Raw genomic sequence first — 20,636 nt, 5'->3', positions numbered from 1 at the left:
AATCATTGAACTCTTAGATCAAACTCTCTAACAGAAATTTAGAGATCAATCATATGAAGGATTATCCAATGCAATATAGAGCGTTATCTCAACACTCTTCTTTCAAAATCTTCTCTCCCTCCCTACTCTCTAAGTCTCTCCTCAGCCTACTATTACTGATTAGTTTAAGCTTTGCGACAGTGGTTTTTGCACAAGAAACTGTTGCTGAAAATGACGCATATGCCGTTTTAGAGGCAACAGAAAAATCGATCATTGATACCCAAGAGAAGCTTAATCAAGCAAAAAAAGAGCTCGCCTCTGCTGATTCTGAAGAGTCCGCTACTGCGATTAAAGAGCGAATTGAGCAGTTACAAAGTCGCCTTAACCAAGCACGAGCTGAGTTTGAAAAGTATGCTCTAGGGGGAATTGATCTGCACTATATCAAAGAGAAGGAGAATATTACCGACCTCAATTATGATTGGCAGGCGGAACTCCTTCAGATTGTACAGCCAGTCTTTGCCGAGATTCAGCGATTAACGCAAAACTCACGAGAACGAGATACCTTAAATCGAGATCTAGCACTCTATAATGAGAAGATCGCTCAGCTTCAGGAGGGATTAGCCTTCCTACAAAAAGCTCCGTTTGATCAATTAACACCTGAATCACAAAAGCGACTTGAGGTTATTCAGAGCAATTGGGAGACCTTCTTAACCGACCTAATTCGGGAGAAAGAGCGAACTCAAGCTTTGTTAGATGCGATGGTCACCGATAAGAGCTTTATGCAATCACTCAAAGATGGTTTGCTCGACTTTATTAAAGGTCGTGGGCTAATTTTAGTGGTCTCCTTCTCTACCTTTATTTTAGTTCTCTATCTCTTAACTAAAGGGATGGATCTTCTGATTGCCAGAAGAGCTAAGAGGGAGCAAGGGATGATTCAGAGAGTCAACTTAAAGGGGCGATTATTACTGCTCGCTTACCGCATCTTTTCTGTTATCGTCTCTGTGATCGCCTATCTTATTGTGCTTCATGCTATGGGCGATATGGTCCTCTTTGGAATTGCGATCTTAATACTCTTAGCGCTTATCTTTGCATTTCGTAATTATGTGCCAAAATACTTTTCAGAGATTCGTCTCTTCTTAAATTTAGGATCGGCACGACAGGGAGAGAGAGTGATCTATCGCGGGCTCCCATGGCGCATTGAAAGAATCACACTATATAGCGCAACACTCGTCAATCCGGCGATCGATAATGGGCGTATTCGTCTAATGTTACCGGAGCTTGCGACCTTAACATCTCGGCCACTGCTCAATGATGAGATCTGGTTCCCCGCTAAAGTGGGAGATAGCTTTATCTTGCCAACAGGTGTCTTTGGAGAGGTGAAGCGAATTACGCCTGAGTCGGTCTATCTCAACTCATTTAATAGTACTATTATCTACCCTGCTGCTGACTTTATTGCCGGAGCACCTACGAATCTCTCCTATGGCTACTATGCTGTCGCCGATTTTGGACTCTCTTATCAGCACTTCTCAACACCTGTTGATGAGATCTTTACAAAATTAAAAGCTTATATTGAGGAGTTTCTCTCTCATACGGGGATGCATGATCAATATAACTCAATTAGTGTAGAATTTAGACGTATAAATGAGGGGGTTTCTTTAGTTTATACAGTGATTGTAGCGATGAAAGGATCTGGTGCCGGCTACTATTTCCAATCGGGACGACTCTTGCAGGAAGCTTGTCTTCGTTGTGCACAAAAAGAGGGATGGAGTATGCCCTTTACCAATATTGAGATGCGAGATAGTAATCATCGTGTTATCGATATGTCGCCTCAACCCAGCAATATCTCATCTTAGAGTCTCATCTTAGAGTCTCATCTTGGAGGCAGCTACTACTAAGATGAGTCGCCTTATGATGTTTAACGGTGCTATAAATATTTAAAATACTTAATATACTCAAGAGAGGCTTTTCCATAAAGCCACTAATAAAAAAGTGCCGATCATTTGATCGGCACTCTCTTTTTATAGATCTACTTTGTATCTACTTTGTAGCGCTATAAATTAATGTCTTGCAACCATTAACTTCTTAATCTCTGCAATTGCTTTTGCAGGATTCAATCCTTTCGGACAGGTATTAGTACAGTTCATGATTGTATGACAACGATAGAGCTTAAATGGATCCTCTAACATATCAAGACGCTCACCTTTATACTCATCACGTGAATCAGAGATGAAGCGATACGCTTGAAGTAATACTGCAGGACCAAGATATTTATCCGAGTTCCACCAGTAACTTGGGCATGATGTTGAACATGATGCACAGAGGATACACTCATAGTAACCATCAAGCTTACGGCGCTCATCGATCGATTGTAATCTCTCACGTGGTGGTGTTGCAGTATCAGTCTGTAACCATGGTTTAATCGATGCATATTGCGCATAGAAATGTGTTAAATCAGGAACTAAGTCCTTAACAACATGCATATGTGGCAATGGATTAATAGTAACTTCACCCTCTTTAACAGAGCTAATTGCCTTAGTACAAGCAAGCGTATTAGTTCCATCAATATTCATCGCACAAGAACCACACACACCTTCACGGCATGAACGACGAAGCGTTAATGTAGGATCCATTGTGTTTTTGATTAAGAGTAATGCATCCAAAATCATTGGACCACAAGCATCTAAATCCACTTCATAACGATCATAACGTGGGTTCTCACCTGTATCAGGATTCCAACGATATACTTTGAAGACTCTTTTATTGGTCGCATTTTCGTTTTTAAAGAACTTACCTTCTTTAACAACCGAATTTGCGGGTAATTTAAATTCAGCCATAATCTTTTCCTTTCTATTTAACCTTTCTTTACTAATCTGTTGCTATTAGTAAGTACGTTCTTTAGGTTCAATGTAAGCTACTTCATCAGTGAGCGTATAGGTGTGAACAGGACGATAATCGATCTTCACATCCCCATTTTCATCAACCCATGCATAAGTGTGTTTCATCCAATTAACATCATCACGATGAGGATAATCTTCACGAGCATGCGCTCCACGTGACTCTGTACGATTAATTGCAGATTTTACTGTTGCAACTGCACAGATTAAAAGGTTAGATAATTCAAGAGTCTCGACTAAATCTGAGTTCCAGATAAGACTTCTGTCGTGAACTTTAATATCAGCAAACTGTTTGAAAGCTTCATCAACACGTCTTACACCATCTTCAAGCGTCTCTTGCATACGGAATACAGCAACATCTTCCTGCATTGCGCGCTGCATCTTATCGCGTAATTCAGCAGTTGAGATACTACCATCAGCGTGACGAATTTTATCAAAACGATCTAAGATATCGATCACTTTTTGATCATCTAATGGCTTATGCGCAGCACCTGCTTTCAAAATTTCCGCAGCACGGTTAGCCGCAGCACGACCAAAGACAACTAAGTCTAAAAGTGAGTTTGAACCTAAACGGTTAGCACCATGTACTGATACACACGCAGCTTCACCAATTGCCATAAGGCCAGGAACCACTGCATCAGGATCTCCATCTCTTAAAGTAACAACTTCACCATGGTAGTTTGTTGGAACACCACCCATGTTGTAGTGAACTGTTGGAATAACAGGGATAGGCTCTTTACGAACATCAACGTCTGCGAAGATTCTTGCACTCTCAGCAATACTTGGGAGACGCTCTTCGATAACTTCAGGGCCTAAATGCTCAAGGTGAAGGAAGATATGATCTTTCTTAGGACCAACACCGCGACCTTCACGAATCTCAATCAACATAGAACGAGAAACAACGTCACGAGATGCTAAGTCTTTAGCGTTAGGGGCATAGCGCTCCATGAAACGTTCGCCATTAGAGTTGGTTAAATAACCACCCTCACCACGAACACCTTCTGTAATTAAGCAACCTGCACCATAGATACCGGTTGGGTGGAATTGAACAAATTCCATATCTTGTAATGGTAATCCTGCACGAGCAACCATTCCGTTACCATCACCTGTACAGGTGTGTGCTGATGTTGCCGAGAAGTATGCACGACCATAACCACCCGTTGCTAATACTACCATCTGTGCGCGGAATACATGCATTGAGCCATCTGCTAAGTCCCAAGCAACAACACCACGACATTCGCCCTCATCCATTAAAAGATCGATAGCGAAATATTCGATATAGAACTCAGCATTGTGTTTGAGTGATTGCTGATAGAGTGTATGGAGCATCGCATGCCCTGTTCTATCTGCGGCAGCACAAGTTCTCTGCGCTTGACCTTCACCAAAGTTTGTGGTCATTCCACCAAATGGACGCTGATAGATTTTCCCCTCTTCTGTACGAGAGAATGGAAGGCCATAATGCTCCAATTCTAAAATCGCAGGGATCGCTTCACGACACATATACTCGATTGCATCTTGGTCACCTAACCAGTCAGAACCTTTTACGGTGTCATACATATGCCAGCGCCAATCATCTTCACCCATGTTACCAAGTGCAGCAGAAACACCACCTTGCGCTGCTACTGTATGTGAACGAGTTGGGAATACTTTTGTAACACAAGCGGTTTTTAAACCTTTTTCTGCCATTCCGAGCGTTGCACGAAGACCTGCGCCACCTGCACCTACAACAACAACGTCATAGACATGCTCATGAATCTTATAATCTTTATACTCTTTTAAGTTACTCATCGATTAAAACTCCGAGAATTATTAATTCTGTAAAATTTCTACAAATTTCTACATATTTTTCTATATATTCTACATATTAGTGCATCATCATGGTGCTAACGATAAATCCAACACGGATAATCGCCCAGACAATTGCAATACCAATTACAGATAAGATGACACGCATCGCACTTAAGATAACAATGCGCTGACAGGTCTTACTGACATAGTCCTCGATAAGAACTTGAAGGCCTAAAATAGCGTGATAAATTCCTGCAACAACTAAAACAACCAAAAGAATGGTATTCATCGGAGTTCCCACCCAGAATAGTACCTCTTCAAAGCTTTTACCATATAGGCTAGCAAATGAGAATGAGAACCAGAGAAAGAGCAATGCTAATACAACAGCAGAGACTTTCTGTGCTAACCAAGAGACAGAACCAGAATGAGCTGATCCTAAACCTTTAACTCGACCTAGTGGGGTTTGATATTTTTTCATAACTCTTCCCTACGCTGCAAAACCAACAATAAGAATAAGAACCGCCAAAACAGGCGCAGCGATCTGTACGATTTTTGCACTCTTCTTAGCTGATTCGATATCGACACCTTTTCCGGCATCCCAAAAGAGATGACGAATACCATTACAGAAATGGTAGCAAGCTGCAAATGTTCCAAGGATCACAAGGAGCACAACAAAAGGGTTTTTTAAGAAAGCGGTCATTGTCGCAAATGCACTTGGACCAGCAGCTAAGCTCGCCAACCAAGCACCAATGACTAGTAGAACTAACACCAACGCAACACCCGAGGCGCGATGCAAAATACTCATTACCGAGGTAACTTGCCATTTGTATCCGCTACCGAGCATAAATGGCGATAAAGGCCGTTTATTTTGACTCATAGATAGACTCCAATTAATAAAAAATAAGACATACAGATTAAACCTAAGTTGCATCAGTTTGCCAAGTTATGACAAATATTTCAATCTCCCATTCATAAATAGGTGAGATATTGTTGAGATATTGCGCATATTGCTGATAGATTCAGCTTAGGAACGCTCTAATGCTTCTATAGGCGCGAGCTCAGCTGCCTTTTTCGCCGGGAAGAATCCAAAGAGAATCCCGATTAAAAATGCAGCGATAAAGGAGAAGATAATTGAGGGTAGCGAAAAGCTTAATGGGATCATTCCTCCTAGTTGTTTTAATATAAACCCCGTCGAGAGTGCTAAAGCAACACCGACTACTCCTCCGATAAGGCAGACTAACACCGATTCAATCAAGAACTGTTGAGATATATCACTTTTACGGGCGCCTACTGCCATTCGCATCCCGATCTCTTTTGTTCTCTCTGCTACCGAGACCAAAAGAATATTCATGACACCTATTCCTCCAACAAGTAATGAGATCAACGCAATTGCTGTGACTAAAATCCGCATAATTAACGTTGTTGATTCTACCATCTCCTTGATTGCGTCTGCGTTATAGATAAAGAAATCCTTTTTCCCATGTAGATCCATCAATAGATCAGTAATACTATTCTCTGCCAATGCCATATTGACATTATCATCGACTCTTACAGTGATATTTCTAAAAGATGTTCCCCCTGTTAGGCGATGCATAGCACTAGAGTAAGGAATCCAGATCGTCATAGTATCACTACTAAACATTCCTTGAGACTTCGATGTTGCAACGCCGATCACACGGACAGGTAATTGCCCTATAATGATCACCTCGCCAATGGGGCTTTTCCCTTCATTAAAGAAGGTTTTAACACTATTTTCATCAATGACTGCTTCTAACGCAAGCGCTGCTTCACTCTCCTCATCAAAAGCAATTCCTTCTGTAACCTCATAGCCTTGCACATCAAAAAATTGTGCTCCCACTCCCTGAATCTGGGTATTAATCGCTGATTGATTACCATAGCGAGCTTCGACAACAGTGGAGACTACAGGAGTAACACTATGCACAAAGGGGAGTTTCTTTAACGCTTCCACATCCGCAGGACGCAGTGATTGTACGCTTTGAGAGCGTCGATCTCCAAAGCCTGTGCCGGGATAGACCGTTAGGGTGTTTGTCCCCATCTGACGAATATCTGCAATAATCTGATCTGTAGAGCCTCGCCCTAAAGCGATTACTAAAACCACTGCCGCAATCCCAATGATGATGCCAAGCATCGTTAAAAAGGTCCTCAATCGTTGCATCAGCATTGAGAGAATAGCCATTTTGAAGGCATTACTGATACGTAGTCCTAAATGGGAGAGTCCTGAAGCGCGCTTCCACCCCTTCTCTTTTTTTTGCCGCTCTTTACCCTTCTCTTCTCCCGCATCGATCGCTTGATTATTTTTTCGCTCATCACCAATGATCAAGCCATCTTTAATCTCAATAATACGATCTGCATGACTGGCAACATCAGGATCATGGGTAACCATAATAATGGTATGCCCTGCACGATTTAGCTCTTTTAATATCGCCAATACTGCCGCACCACTTTCACTATCTAAAGCCCCGGTAGGTTCATCGGCTAGGATAATTTCACCCCCATTCATTAGCGCCCGAGCGATACTAACTCGCTGTTGCTGTCCTCCGGAGAGTTGTGTGGGATAGTAATCTACCCGCTCAGAAAGCCCCAATTGTGTTAAAAGATCGGTTGCGCGCCGATGTCGAAGTGATCCTGGCATCCCTGAATAGATCGCCGGCATCTCCACATTACCTTTAGCCGTTAAACTATTGAGGAGGTGGTAGCGCTGGAAGATAAAACCAAAGTGCTCTCTGCGCAACTCTGCAAGCTCATCATCACTGTAGTGTGCAATATCTCGCCCTTTGAAGTGGTAATGACCGGCAGAGAGATAATCTAAGCCACCGATAATATTCATTAAGGTGGATTTACCAGAACCTGATGCGCCCATAATGGCGATAAATTCCCCCTCTTCGATAGAGAGCGTAATGCCTTTTAAGACCTCAACAGAGAGATCGCCCGATTGAAAGGAGCGTCGAAGATCCTTCAACTCAATGAGTGGCGATCCGATCGGTCGGCTCAAAGATTCTTTTCCCATTATCGTCTTCTTCCCATCATTCCCATACTGCCGGCATTATTGTAACCTGTCGATTCTGCTGTAATAATTGCCTCTCCCTCTTCTAATCCAGAAATCACCTCAACAGCAATGCTATTTGAAAGGCCAACCTTGATCATCCGAGGAGCTATTTTTCCACTCTCTTGGTCTTCTAAGACCCAGACTACTCGCTCCCCTTTTGCCGGGGTTACCGCTGGCATAGAGGAAGGTTTAAAACGGAGTGCTGCCATAGGGATCATTAAGATATCTTGCTTCTCCTCTAAAATAATATGCACCTGAGTGGACATACCGATATAGAAGAGATTATTAAGGTTCTCTACATCAAACAATCCATTATAGTAGACCGCCTCATTAAAATTGGTAACAACATTACCAATGGTTGTTTGAAAGGATTCTGTTGCCGGCTCGATCTGACGTAATACAGCTTCATAGCGTTGATGAGGCTCTCCTAAGATTGTGAAGTAAGCTTTCATGCCAGGATGAAGTTTCGTAACATCTGCTTCTGAGATTTGTGCTTTAATCGTCATTGTAGAGAGATCGGCGACCTTCACAATAGTAGGAGCTGTTTGGGTTGAGTTTACTGTCTGTCCCTCCTTTACCACTGTTGCAACTACCATACCATCAATCGGAGAGGTGATTTTTGTATAATCGAGATTAAGCTCAGCGGTGTCGAGCGCGATTTGCGCTTGTGCGATTTGTGCAATTAAAGCTTCAACTTCAGCATCTAAAACCTTTAATGTTGCCTCTGCTTGATCGAGCTCATTTTGAGTTGTCGCTCCATTTTGTATCAACTTCTGTTGACGCTCTAAATTGATCCGCGCATTGAGTAGCTGTGCCTCTTTTGCTGCTTTAGAGGCAATCATATTTTTAAGACGAGCTTCACTATCTTTGACCGCATTTTGTTGTGGTAGATCATCGATCTCAACAAGTAGATCCCCCTTTTTAACACTATCCCCTAATTTCACATACATCTTTTTTATCTGACCGGAGACTTGCGCACCAACATCGATCTGATCAGAGGCTTCCATCTTGCCATAGGCTAAAATACTCACCTCTAAATCGTCCCGCTCAACAGGAGTTGTAAGGTAGGCAATCTTCTTTTCTGTATTAAAATAGAGGTAGGCTACGAGGGCTAAAATTACAATAATGCCACCGATAAGATATTTTCGATATTTTTTCATAATGGTTACTTTGTTATTCATTCCAATTTTAAAGTAGCGATAGTGCCAGAGGTGCCATCAATCAAGTCTAAGTGTAAAATAAGCGCTCTTAATCATACTACTCTACGCCCTTCTCAATCTAGAGGAAAGTGGAGATATTGCTACTAAATAGTAAGACTACTAGTAAGACTATCATATACACCATACACAATATATTTATACATAGAGCGTATAGATATAAGGCAATATTGATGCTTGATGATTGATGGCAGATGGCTCAACGATCTCCTTAAAGATTCATTTAAAGATTCATTTAAAGATTCATTCAAAGAAACGTTTAAGAGAGATAGAAAGAGGTAGAAAGAGGTAGAAAGAGGTAGAAAGAGAAAAGGAGAGGAAGGGATTATGAAGATGTTAAAGACGATGCTGATAGAATCTATTGAGATTCTTATAGCGTGAACTTTACACTATTCTCAGCTTCTTTTGCTTTTCTCCCTTAGTCGGTCGTACAATGAGAAATTAATTTTTTATATTAGCAAGGATATTATGGATAACAAACTTCGTACAATTGATCTTGCAGTGGTCATTCAACATACTTCCAAAGCAGAAGATCAGGCTCTCTACCTCGATAAAGAGGCCGCGACTGAACTTCTTCAGAGCGTTGGGCAAAATATTGCGAGCCACTTTCCGGAGATTCAAAACTTTGGCTTGATCGGCGTGGGCTCGATCTATCATCTCCATCAAATTATTAGACCCGGCTTCCCGATCTACACACAACTCTTTGAGCTTTCCAAAATTCATTTTAGAGAGAAAAATTTCAAGCCCTCTATTATCGGTATCGGCACGGCAGAAGAGCAGTTTGAGGTATTTCACTTCAATAAAGAGCTGAGTGAATTTGCCGATGTCCTTGAGGTTCTTCCCTTTACTGTCGTAATGCCGGATACCCCAGAGGCGGCAGATTTTATTGAGAAAATGGAGACTGAATTAATTACAAAAGCCCATCTGAATGGGGCGATTGTAAACGATTTCCAAAATGCATTTGCGCAAGATATTCTCAATATGTCTATCGTGACCTTAGCGGATCTCAATGGCCTTTTTGCGTCCCAACTGATTCAAATTGGATTAGAAGAACTCTGGGAGATTATGCAAGCGGTTATCTTTGATCAGACAGAGAAGCTCAATCAATTAGGAAGTGGGCATATCCTCTATTGGAAGCTCGATGAGGTTGCCCTCTATGTTGCACACCCCTCAATCTATGATGAAGCGATGAAGGATTACCTACAAGATTACGAGAGTTATGCGCTTACGACCGAACGCCTTGAGCATCTCTTTAAGATGCATAAAATCCCCTATAGTAAGATTGAGGTAATGAATCCTGAATTCTTTAAAGAGCCTTTAACGGTTGATAGTGCAAGAGCGCAATTGACAACCCATATCAAAGCGCTCTAACCTGCTCAACTTTACCTACTCAAATGTATTCATCCCCATCATCAATAGATATAAAGTAATGTATAGGTGGGAAGATATAGCTGGAGCTAGGAACAAAAAGACCTTGCAAATGCAAGGTCTTTGACTATTTAAGTACTTATTTTGTCACTTATCTTATCCCAAGCTGATTGCTCCGATAAATCCTAAGAGATCTTTCCATGACAATCTTTATAGCGTTTACCTGAACCACATGGGCAAGGCTCATTGCGACCGACTTGAGCAAAAGCTCCTGAATCCATATCAGCCTTAATCTCAGCTTCAGTCTCTGCAATATTCTCTTCGCTAATATTTCCGATCTCATCGATAAGGCGTTCTACATCGGCGGCATTTGTCACAGAACCTTCAATCACCTTCTTCTCTGATTTCTCTGGAGCTGATAGTGCTTCTGAGAGCTCTTCTGGAGTCTCTACACGGATCACAATATTGCTTAAGAAACGGATCGTTTTGTAGTGAATTTGCTCTAACATCGCTTCGAAGAGAATAAAGGATTCACGCTTATACTCCTGTTCAGGACGGCGTTGGCCATAAGCGCGAAGCTGAATACCTTGACGAAGATAATCCATCGCTGCAAGATGCTCTTTCCATTGGCTATCAAGCACTTCAAGTAATACTGATTTCTCAAAACGTCTAAATTGAGATGGATCAACATCAGCATTTGCCTGTTTCTTCTTCTCTGCATATTGACGCTCGCTCTCAGCGATAATTGCGTTATAGATCTCTTCTTCTGTTAAGTTTGGATTCTCTTTGAGCGCTTTCTCAAAATCGATCTCAATTCTAAACTCATTTTTGAGAACATCCATCAATCCCGCAAGATCCCACTGCTCAGCATAACTTTGCGGAGGAATAAACTTCTCAACTAAATCACCAAAGACCTGTTCACGCATCATATTGATCGCATTGGTAATATCATCCGCACGAAGAATATCATCACGTTGTTGATAGATAATTTTACGTTGATCATTCGCGATATCATCATATTGGAGAAGATTTTTACGAATATCGAAGTTATGCCCTTCAACTTTACGTTGCGCATTCTCAATAGAACGGGTAATCATGCGATGCTCTAATGCTTCACCATTTCCCATTCCTAAGCTTGCCATCAAGTTACGCATCTTAGGATTCATAAAGATACGCATCAGATGGTCATCAAGCGAGAGATAGAAACGAGATGATCCCACATCCCCTTGACGCCCAGCTCGACCTCGCAACTGATTATCGATTCGGCGTGATTCATGACGCTCTGTTCCGATAATATGCAATCCACCTAAAGCTAAAACTTGCTCTTGACGCTCTTTAGCGCGAGCTCTGATCTCTTCAAGATCTTTCTCTGTTGCATTTGGGTTAGATTCTAAGAAGAGTTGCTCTTCTAATTTAACATTCCCCCCTAATACAATATCGGTACCACGACCGGCCATATTGGTAGCAATAGTAATTGCGCCAGGAACACCCGCTCTACCGACAACATATGCTTCACGCTCATGCTGCTTAGCATTTAACACTTCATGAGGAATATTCTGCTTTTTGAGAAGATCAGAGATCAATTCTGAAACCTCAACTGAAGCCGTTCCAACCAATACAGGTTGTTTGCGCTCATAGCAGTCGAGAATATCTTTGATAATAGCCTCATACTTCTCTTTTTGTGTGAGATAGATAAGATCCCCATAATCTTTTCGCTGAACAGGCTTATGTGTTGGGATAACAACAACTTCAAGACCATAGATCTCTAAAAACTCTGGCGCTTCAGTATCGGCCGTTCCGGTCATACCGGCAAGTTTTTCATAAATTCGGAAATAGTTCTGGAAAGTGATGGAAGCGAGCGTCTGATTCTCTGGCTTCACCTCAACACCCTCTTTTACTTCGATCGCCTGATGCAATCCATCAGACCAGCGACGACCCGCTAAAGTTCGACCGGTATGTTCATCAACAATAACAATCTCCCCTTTCTGTACAATATAATCCACATCTCGTTGGAAAATATAGTGAGCACGAAGACAGTTATCAACATGATGGTAGAGTTTGAGATTATTGCTATCGTAGAGACTATCACCCTCTTTTAAGAGCCCTGCCTCAACAAGAAGCGATTCAAGATGTTGATGCCCCTCTTCTGTTAAGTTGACCTGCTTATCTTTCTCATTGATTTCAAAGTCAACTGGCCCCTCTTCTGTCGGCTTTTTAAGATATGGGATCAATTTATTGACGGCATGATAGAGATCTGCACCTCCTTCTACCGGACCGGAGATAATAAGTGGCGTTCTAGCCTCATCAATTAAGATTGAATCCACTTCGTCGATAACGGCAAAAGAGAGCGGTCTTTGCACCTTTTGGCTCATATCATAGACCATATTATCGCGTAGATAATCAAAACCTAATTCATTATTGGTAGCATAGGTAATATCTGCTTGATAGGCCGCCTTTTTCTCTTCAAGACTCTGGTTGGAGACAACAACCCCTACCGAAAGACCAAGGTAGTTATAGACTTTTCCCATCCACTCCGCATCACGGCGAGCAAGATAGTCATTGACTGTTACAACATGCACCCCTTTGCCGGCTAATGCATTAAGGTAGACCGCTAACGTTGCCACTAAAGTCTTACCTTCACCGGTACGCATCTCGGCGATACGACCTTGATGCAACATATAACCACCGATCAGCTGAACATCGTAGTGGCGCATCCCCATCACACGGCTAGATGCCTCTCGCATTGTAGCAAAAGCCTCTGGTAAAAGATCATCAAGCGTCTCTCCCTTTGCTAAGCGCTCCTTAAAGAGAGTGGTTTGTCCCTTTAATTCCTCTTCCGACATTGCACGCATCTTATCTTCTAGAGCGTTAACCTTCGCCACATAACCCCGCGCTTCTTTAATAAGGCGATCATTACGTGTACCAAATATTTTTCGGATCAATTTATTAATCATCTGAGACCTTTAACCAAATCAAAAGTTGTATGTAATGTTGTACAAATATTGTTGTACCAATATTTCTATAGCTTTATAGCTTTATAGCTCCATAGCTCCATAGCTCCATAGCTCTGTAGCCCTCTAGTGCTATAACAATATCGGCTTAACGATAAGGTATTGTTTAATTTACAAGCCCTCTATAGTACCTGAAATTCTCGTAAAATTTAATTGTTATCTATCAATATGGTTGTAAATTATTGTGTTTCAACCCAGTTATTTCGATGAATTAATTCATCGGCGATGATATAGCCCAATTTGTTAACAATTTCATGAGATGGTGTGCGGAGAATCGACTCTACTTCCATTGCATGATAGTTGGTCAACCCGCGTCCAATCTCTCTTCCTTCTTGATCGAGGCAGAGAATAATATCACCTCGATCAAAAGCACCTTCAACCGAGAGAACCCCTATCGGCAATAGACTCTTTCCATCTTCTAATAGTGCTTTTACTGCACCATCATCGATTACAATATGTCCTTTAATCTGCTTCTGCCCAAGCATCCACCGTTTTTTAGCAGTCAAACGAGTTCCATCAGCATTGAGTTTGGTACCTATTTTTGCCCCTTGAGCGATATCAAGAAGTGCATTTTCACGATCTCCTTTCACTATATAGGTTGTCGTGCCAGAGGTCGCCGCAATATGGGAGGCCATAATTTTGGTATACATTCCACCGGTCCCAAAACGACCTCCCTCACTGCTGACCATGCTCAAAAGACGCTCATCATGCGCATCTGCCTCTTCAATCATCTTAGCATCAGGATTCTTTCTAGGATCACTCTCAAAAACCCCTTCTTGATCGGTCAAGATAATATAGACATCAGCCTCAATAAGGCTTGCAACAAGCGCTCCGAGGGTATCATTATCCCCAAACTTAATCTCTGAGAAAGAGACAGTATCATTCTCATTAATAATCGGAATCGCCTTATAATCAATAAGGGTATGAATTGTATTTTTAATATTAAGATAACGTTTACGATCAGATGCATCTTCATGGGTTAAAAGAATCTGCCCGACATTAAGATCAAAGGCATTAAATCCCTTCATCCAAGCATTAACTAAGGAAGATTGACCGACCGAGGCTGCAGCTTGTAATTCATTCAGAAACTGGGGACGCTCCTCCCACTGAAGAAGTTTCATACCTTCGGCAACGGCACCCGAAGAGACCACCACAACATCGATCCCTTCCGCTTGAAGCTTACTAATCTGCGAACACCAATGGTGAATCCTTTCAGGATCGACTCCCTGCCCATCATTAGTAATCATCGCGCTGCCGATCTTAACGACCCAAACCTGTTTCTCCTGTTCAGTCTGCTTCTCTTCTCTTCTATTATTTTCTGATGCCATACCCATCAAATCCTCTTCTCAATCAATATCTCCTAATAGTAACGACAAGTCACCACTCGGACGCTTCGATATCTATCCGCTTATATTTCTGCTCTTAAAATGCTTCTCTAATCTAATAGCTCTTAATCTAATAACTCTAATCTAATGACGATTAAAAACAGCCATTAAAAGTGGCAACTATTCTACCACCCTCTCACAATTTATTTGATAATATCATCTAAATGTATTACTGCTATTGTAGCGGTAGATCGAAAATGATCATTTTTTATAATCCCCTCCCACAAGGAATCGATATCGATTTAAAAGAGTATGCTATACCCTAGTGACTCTTTTTCTACTCTTCACAAAAGAGCGTTGAAATAGATCGATTATTTCATTGCCCGTTTATAACGCATAATCAATAGTATTGCGATACTATTGGATCGATATTATATGGGGGTCAATGAGCAAGACCATTGCGCAAAAGTAGTGGAGACAATGTTAGCGTTAACAGTGCAGAGTTAACAATGTAGAGCTAATCATCATTCCGACCTTAAAATCGGACCGATCATTAAATAGTAGTGATTAAATATTGATGGTTACATTATTGATGGTTAAATACTGATGACTAGATACTGATGATTAATAGTCAGTGAATAGATAAATAAAGGGCCAATTTCCATAAAAATAAGATTTAAATAAGATTTGAATCAGATTGGCGAATGACTTACTAAAGCAGATAGTGGATAGAAATAGATGACAGCAAAGACACTTTACGAAAAAATTTGGGATGATCATGTAGTGCGGACAGAAGAAGATGGAACCGCCCTTCTCTATATTGATCGTCATATTATTCATGAGGTAACGAGTGCCCAAGCATTTGAGGGACTTGAAAAAGCAGGTCGAAAGCTGTGGCGCAAAAATTCAATTGTTGCAATGGCGGATCATAATACCCCCACAACAAGTGATATCGATAATATCACCGACCCTATCGCGCGTCTTCAAGTCGATACCCTCCACAAAAATGCAACTGAACATGAGCTTGCCTACTTCCCGATTGGCGACATTCGCCGTGGGATTGTCCATGTTGCCGGACCTGAACAGGGAGCAACTTTGCCGGGAATGACCATTGTTTGTGGTGACTCCCACACGGCAACTCATGGTGCTTTTGGCGCAATCGCCTTTGGAATTGGTACTAGTGAAGTTGAACATGTAATGGCAACAAGTTGCTTAGTTCAGAAAAAATCGAAAACAATGAAAATTGAAGTTGTTGGCGAGCTTCAACCGAATGTGACGGCGAAAGATCTTATCCTCGCTATTATTGGAGAGATTGGAACCGCCGGCGGAACCGGTTATGCAATTGAATTTGCCGGCGATGCTATTCGTAACCTCTCTATGGAAGGACGAATGACAATCTGTAATATGGCGATCGAAGCTGGTGCGCGTGTGGGCTTAGTCGGCGTTGATGAGACAACAATTGCCTATGTGAAAGATCGTCCCTTTGCGCCTAAAGGTGCTGATTGGGAGAAAGCTGTCCAATATTGGCAGACCCTCCATAGTGATGAAAATGCCCATTTTGATAAAGTTATTACAATTGATGCCACAAAAATTGAACCGCAAGTGAGCTGGGGAACTAGCCCTGAAATGGTGATCGGAATTAATGAACTTATTCCAGATCCTGAAAAAGCAGACTCACCCGTTCAGAAAGAGAGCATTGAGAAAGCGCTCAACTATATGGGTTTAAAACCCAATCAATCCCCAAAAGAGATTCAGATCGATAAGGTCTTTATCGGTTCATGTACGAACTCAAGAATTGAGGATATTCGCGATGCGGCACGAATTGTCAAGGGTAAAAAGAAAGCGGACAATGTTAAATTAGCGATGGTTGTCCCCGGTTCTGGATTAGTAAAGGCGGAGGCGGAAGCAGAAGGATTAGATAAAATCTTTATTGAAGCCGGTTTTGAATGGCGGGAGCCGGGATGCTCAATGTGTCTTGCGATGAACCCAGATCGATTAGAGCCTTACGAGCATTGTGCTTCAACCTCTAACCGCAACTTTGAGGGGCGCCAAGGAAATCACGGCCGTACCCACTTAGTCAGTCCAGCGATGGCAGCAGCCGCGGCAATTGCCGGTCATTTTGTTGATGTTCGTGAATTTAATTAAGATTTAGGAGTAAAGTTATGCAACCTTTTGTAACCCATACTGGAATTGTTGTTCCTCTCGATCGTGCAAATGTGGATACGGATGCCATTATTCCTAAACAATTCTTAACAAGTATCTATAAGACAGGATTTGGCCCTAACCTCTTCGATGAGTGGCGTTATCTCGATAGAGGTGCGCCGGGAATGGATAATAGCCAACGACCATTGAACAGTGAGTTTCCACTCAATAAACCTCAATATAAAACGGCAACGATTCTATTAGCACGTGATAACTTTGGTTGTGGTTCCTCTCGTGAGCATGCGGTTTGGGCATTAACTGATTATGGTTTCCGTGCGGTTATTAGCACAAGCTATTCCGATATCTTCTTCAATAACTGTTTTAAAAATGGATTCCTTCCAATCCGCTTAACAGCTGAAGAGGTTGATCAGCTCTTTAATTTGAGTGACCAATTTGAAGCGCTCGAAATCGCTATTGATCTTCCCGCCCAGAGCGTTACGGCGAAAGCAAATGGCGAAATTGTTGCCGGACCTTTCAATTTTGAGATCGATCCTTTCCGTAAGCACTGCTTAGTCAATGGACTTGACGATATTAGCCTCACCTTAGAGCATCAAGATGAGATTCGTGCCTATGAGAAAAAGAGAGCTGAAGAGGCGCCATGGCTCTTTAGAGAGTAAGTAAAATAAGCGCTTATGCTCAAAATCTTTCTGCTTAGAAGCCTTAGATGTATAGATTTTTAGATCAATTGTCGAGCATAAGTGGGTTATCTCCGAGTTAGTTGTCTCTGACAAAACCAACCTAATTATCGATGCCGGTATCTCAAGTGCCGGCATTTTTAATCGCCACAGATAACCCCCGATCACATCCGATCAAACAATAAATAAGAAATATCAGAAACGTCTGATAAGTATAAATATTGAGAATAGAATCAATTCGATTTCCAATTCATGCGATAGCCGTATAAAATTGGTAGGATCTCTTTTTAAGATGTTTTTAGATATATTTAGATAATTAAATTAATTGAATAAGATAAAGTAAATCAATCCATGAAGACTAATGAAATTCGCCGTAAATTTATCGACTTCTTTGTCACCAAAGGTCATAAAGAGGTTGCATCGAGTTCGCTACTTCCCGCAAATGATCCCACCCTTCTCTTCACCAATGCGGGAATGAACCAATTTAAAGATTGCTTTTTAGGGCTAGAAAAGCGCCCTTATCAGCGAGCAACTACCTCACAAAAATGTGTCCGTGCCGGAGGTAAGCATAATGACTTAGAAAATGTCGGCTTCACAGCACGCCACCATACCTTCTTTGAAATGCTCGGAAACTTCAGTTTTGGGGATTACTTTAAGCATGAAGCGATTCGCTATGCTTGGGAGCTCCTCACTAATGTTTACCAATTACCGGCAGAGAAGTTACTTGTCACTGTCTACCATACCGATGATGAAGCTTTTAAGATCTGGAATGAAGAGATCGGTGTACCGGCAGAAAAGATTATCCGTATCGGCGATAAAGAAGATGGCTCTTCTGATAACTTCTGGCAGATGGGAGATACCGGTCCATGTGGTCCCTGCTCTGAGATTTTCTATGATCATGGTGATCATATTTGGGGAGGTCCTCCAGGATCGGCTGAAGAGGATGGGGATCGCTTTATTGAGATCTGGAACCTCGTCTTTATGCAATTTAATCGTGATGAGAGTGGTGAGCTTCATCCATTGCCCAATCCATCGATCGATACCGGAATGGGTTTAGAGCGAATTGCTGCGATATTGCAAAATGTTCATAGCAACTATGAGATTGATCTTTTTGTAAAATTGATTGAAGCCTCTGCTCAAGCGGTCGGCACACAAGATTTAGAGAGCAGTTCATTAAAAGTATTGAGTGACCATATCCGTTCAGTCTCCTTCTTAATTGCCGATGGAATTCTCCCTTCAAATGAGGGTCGAGGCTATGTATTGCGCCGCATTATCCGCCGTGCGATTCGTCATGGCTATAAGTTAGGCCAAAAAGGACTCTTCTTCTACAAAATTGTGCCAACTTTAGTTGCAGAGATGGGTGATGCTTATCCTCAACTCAAAGAGAAGCAGCAATTTATTATCGATACGATTAAAGATGAGGAGAGACGCTTCTCAACTACTTTAGAGCATGGGCTTAAACTTCTTGAAGCTGATATTGCCGAACTCAAGGGTGATATTATTCAAGGCGAGACCATCTTTAAACTCTACGATACCTATGGTTTCCCTGTAGATCTTACCAATGATATTGCACGAGAACAGAATCTAACCCTCGATATGGCAGGATTTGAGCGCTGTATGGAGGAGCAAAGAGAGCGAGCGCGTGCAGCAAGCAACTTTGGTGCAGAGCGCCTGCTTGATCTACAAGTAGATCAAGAGACAATCTTCCATGGCTATCACAGTCATCAATTAGAGAGTAATATCGCTACAATTTTAGTCGATGGTGAAGCCGTTCCTGCCGTTTCAGAAGGTATGGAAGCAATTTTAGTTTTAACAGAGACCCCTTTCTACGCAGAAGCAGGTGGACAGGTAGGAGACACAGGGATCATCTCCGGTGATGGCTTTGAATTCTTAGTTAAAGATACGAAAAAGCAGCAAGATATCTTCCTCCATATCGGTGTTGTTAAATCAGGCGAAATTAGTGAGCAATCAGTTGTAGCGGCAAAAGTGGATCAAACTCGCCGAGATCTGATTAGAAAGAATCACTCAGCAACTCACCTTCTTCACCATGCGTTACAGAGTGTTTTAGGAGATCATATCGAGCAGAAAGGATCGCTTGTTACTGATGATCGCCTTCGCTTTGACTTTTCTCACAATAAGCCGGTCACCTTTGATGAACTGCAAAATATTGAACGCCTCGTTAATGAAGCGATTCGTGCAAACTCACCGATCGATATCAATGAAATGCCGATCGATGATGCTAAAGCAAAAGGGGCAATGGCGCTCTTTGGTGAAAAATATGGTGATGTGGTTCGAGTGGTAGAGATGGGTCACTCAATTGAGCTCTGTGGTGGAACGCATGTCTCTGCAACCGGAGATATTGGTCTCTTCAAGATTACTCAAGAAACAGGTATCGCCGCAGGTGTTCGTCGTATTGAAGCGATTACTGGTGGCGCTGCCGTTGAAGTAATGCTACAACAGAGTGCAACATTGCATCATTTAGCCTCAACCTTGAAGACAGATCATGCCCATATTGAGAATCGTGTTGATCAGGCACTCGATGAAGCTAAATCATTACGAAAAGAGATCGCGGCCCTTCAATCAAAATTGGTATTTGCTAGCCGTAATGAGATTCTCAATAGCACAATTGAGATAAATGGTGTCAAAGTGATTGTTGCCGATATTAAAGGGGCAGATAATCGTTCACTGAGAGAGCTTTGTGACAATTTACAGGCAGAGACAGCTGGAATTACCCTACTCCTTTCAGAAGTGGAAGGTCGTGTTGCCTTAGTCAGTAGCGTTGCCAAAGCACTTACTGATCGTATTAAGGCGGGAGAGCTTCTCAATATTGCAGCACAAGAAGTTGGCGGAAAAGGGGGCGGTCGCCCAGACTCTGCTACCGGTGGCGGCAGTGAACCTGCACAGATCGGCAAGGCGCTTGAGACAGCAGTAGCCTTTATCAAAGAGAAATTGCAATAAAAAGTATTGGTTTTATTGATCATACTGACGAAAAGATGATGAAAAGATGATAAGAGGAGACTAATCAGAGTCTCTTACTTGAGAATAACGGTGCATATCGACAATAGATATCGCACCGTTTTTTATTTCTTTTTCCTAATATCTGCTGAATATCTGCTGAATTTCTACTTTATTCTTCCTGATCATCAATCA

At 41.9% G+C, this 20,636-nt stretch carries 13 protein-coding genes; 5 read left to right on the top strand and 8 right to left on the bottom strand.

All coding sequences use genetic code 11. The annotated features are described in order from the left end of the window. Positions 1-68: 68 nt before the first annotated feature. Positions 69-1,832 carry a hypothetical protein gene (locus DC077_RS01725; protein ID WP_109201040.1) on the top strand — a complete coding sequence of 588 codons (1,764 nt, stop codon included), beginning with the start codon at positions 69-71 and terminating at the stop codon, positions 1,830-1,832. Positions 1,833-2,036: 204 nt separating this feature from the next. Here DC077_RS01725 and DC077_RS01720 read toward each other — a convergent pair whose 3' ends face one another. From DC077_RS01720 to DC077_RS01695, 6 genes are all read right to left on the bottom strand, one after another. Further along, positions 2,037-2,813 carry a succinate dehydrogenase iron-sulfur subunit gene (locus DC077_RS01720; protein ID WP_109201039.1) on the bottom strand — a complete coding sequence of 259 codons (777 nt, stop codon included), beginning with the start codon at positions 2,811-2,813 and terminating at the stop codon, positions 2,037-2,039. Positions 2,814-2,858: 45 nt separating this feature from the next. Beyond that, positions 2,859-4,661 (bottom strand): succinate dehydrogenase flavoprotein subunit, encoded by a 1,803-nt coding sequence (gene sdhA / locus DC077_RS01715; RefSeq protein WP_094568075.1) that lies wholly within the window; start codon positions 4,659-4,661, stop codon positions 2,859-2,861. A 76-nt stretch (positions 4,662-4,737) separates the two neighbouring features. After that, positions 4,738-5,139: a succinate dehydrogenase, hydrophobic membrane anchor protein gene (gene sdhD, locus DC077_RS01710; protein WP_109201038.1), complete on the bottom strand. Its 402-nt coding sequence runs from the start codon at positions 5,137-5,139 to the stop codon at positions 4,738-4,740. Positions 5,140-5,148: 9 nt separating this feature from the next. Continuing rightward, a complete protein-coding gene (gene sdhC, locus DC077_RS01705) occupies positions 5,149-5,538 on the bottom strand; it encodes a succinate dehydrogenase, cytochrome b556 subunit (RefSeq protein ID WP_094568077.1) in 390 nt (129 codons plus the stop codon). 147 nt (positions 5,539-5,685) lie between these two features. Then, the gene (locus tag DC077_RS01700) at positions 5,686-7,689 is read right to left on the bottom strand and encodes a MacB family efflux pump subunit (protein WP_109201037.1); all 2,004 of its coding nucleotides are present in this window, start codon (positions 7,687-7,689) and stop codon (positions 5,686-5,688) included. After that, positions 7,689-8,888 (bottom strand): efflux RND transporter periplasmic adaptor subunit, encoded by a 1,200-nt coding sequence (locus tag DC077_RS01695; RefSeq protein WP_109201036.1) that lies wholly within the window; start codon positions 8,886-8,888, stop codon positions 7,689-7,691. The genes DC077_RS01700 and DC077_RS01695 overlap by 1 nt, the downstream gene beginning before the upstream one ends. A gap of 525 nt (positions 8,889-9,413) precedes the next feature. Between DC077_RS01695 and DC077_RS01690 the strand changes: the two genes are divergently transcribed. Next, positions 9,414-10,316: a hypothetical protein gene (locus tag DC077_RS01690; RefSeq protein ID WP_109201035.1), complete on the top strand. Its 903-nt coding sequence runs from the start codon at positions 9,414-9,416 to the stop codon at positions 10,314-10,316. Positions 10,317-10,498: 182 nt separating this feature from the next. On the opposite strand, the gene secA is transcribed toward DC077_RS01690, so the two are convergent. Both secA and proB read right to left on the bottom strand, forming a co-directional pair. Then, a complete protein-coding gene (gene secA, locus DC077_RS01685; RefSeq protein WP_109201034.1) occupies positions 10,499-13,267 on the bottom strand; it encodes a preprotein translocase subunit SecA in 2,769 nt (922 codons plus the stop codon). Between the two features lie 236 nt (positions 13,268-13,503). After that, the gene (gene proB / locus DC077_RS01680; RefSeq protein WP_109201258.1) at positions 13,504-14,652 is read right to left on the bottom strand and encodes a glutamate 5-kinase; all 1,149 of its coding nucleotides are present in this window, start codon (positions 14,650-14,652) and stop codon (positions 13,504-13,506) included. A 735-nt stretch (positions 14,653-15,387) separates the two neighbouring features. On the opposite strand from proB, the gene leuC reads away from it, so the two are divergent. The 3 genes from leuC to alaS all read left to right on the top strand — a co-directional run bounded on the left by leuC (position 15,388) and on the right by alaS (position 20,444). Further along, the gene (gene leuC, locus DC077_RS01675; protein ID WP_109201033.1) at positions 15,388-16,794 is read left to right on the top strand and encodes a 3-isopropylmalate dehydratase large subunit; all 1,407 of its coding nucleotides are present in this window, start codon (positions 15,388-15,390) and stop codon (positions 16,792-16,794) included. A 17-nt stretch (positions 16,795-16,811) separates the two neighbouring features. Then, on the top strand, positions 16,812-17,468 hold the full coding sequence (leuD, locus tag DC077_RS01670) for a 3-isopropylmalate dehydratase small subunit (RefSeq protein ID WP_109201032.1): 657 nt from the start codon (positions 16,812-16,814) through the stop codon (positions 17,466-17,468). Between the two features lie 369 nt (positions 17,469-17,837). After that, on the top strand, positions 17,838-20,444 hold the full coding sequence (gene alaS, locus DC077_RS01665) for an alanine--tRNA ligase (protein WP_109201031.1): 2,607 nt from the start codon (positions 17,838-17,840) through the stop codon (positions 20,442-20,444). The last annotated feature ends 192 nt before the right edge of the window (positions 20,445-20,636 follow it).

The sequence above is a fragment of the Ignatzschineria cameli genome, assembly GCF_003121895.1.
Taxonomy (GTDB): domain Bacteria; phylum Pseudomonadota; class Gammaproteobacteria; order Cardiobacteriales; family Wohlfahrtiimonadaceae; genus Ignatzschineria; species Ignatzschineria cameli.
The sequence above is the reverse complement of the archived record's forward strand: the minus strand, read 5'-3'. Positions and strand labels throughout refer to the sequence as shown.

Excerpts from the sequence above, each read along its gene's own strand:
- DC077_RS01725 (WP_109201040.1), top strand. The coding sequence starts at position 69 with ATGCAATATAGAGCGTTATCTCAACACTCTTCTTTCAAAATCTTCTCT.
- DC077_RS01720 (WP_109201039.1), bottom strand. The coding sequence starts at position 2,813 with ATGGCTGAATTTAAATTACCCGCAAATTCGGTTGTTAAAGAAGGTAAG.
- sdhA (WP_094568075.1), bottom strand. The coding sequence starts at position 4,661 with ATGAGTAACTTAAAAGAGTATAAAGATTATAAGATTCATGAGCATGTC.
- sdhD (WP_109201038.1), bottom strand. The coding sequence starts at position 5,139 with ATGAAAAAATATCAAACCCCACTAGGTCGAGTTAAAGGTTTAGGATCA.
- sdhC (WP_094568077.1), bottom strand. The coding sequence starts at position 5,538 with ATGAGTCAAAATAAACGGCCTTTATCGCCATTTATGCTCGGTAGCGGA.
- DC077_RS01700 (WP_109201037.1), bottom strand. The coding sequence starts at position 7,689 with ATGGGAAAAGAATCTTTGAGCCGACCGATCGGATCGCCACTCATTGAG.
- DC077_RS01695 (WP_109201036.1), bottom strand. The coding sequence starts at position 8,888 with ATGAAAAAATATCGAAAATATCTTATCGGTGGCATTATTGTAATTTTA.
- DC077_RS01690 (WP_109201035.1), top strand. The coding sequence starts at position 9,414 with ATGGATAACAAACTTCGTACAATTGATCTTGCAGTGGTCATTCAACAT.
- secA (WP_109201034.1), bottom strand. The coding sequence starts at position 13,267 with ATGATTAATAAATTGATCCGAAAAATATTTGGTACACGTAATGATCGC.
- proB (WP_109201258.1), bottom strand. The coding sequence starts at position 14,652 with ATGGCATCAGAAAATAATAGAAGAGAAGAGAAGCAGACTGAACAGGAG.
- leuC (WP_109201033.1), top strand. The coding sequence starts at position 15,388 with ATGACAGCAAAGACACTTTACGAAAAAATTTGGGATGATCATGTAGTG.
- leuD (WP_109201032.1), top strand. The coding sequence starts at position 16,812 with ATGCAACCTTTTGTAACCCATACTGGAATTGTTGTTCCTCTCGATCGT.
- alaS (WP_109201031.1), top strand. The coding sequence starts at position 17,838 with ATGAAGACTAATGAAATTCGCCGTAAATTTATCGACTTCTTTGTCACC.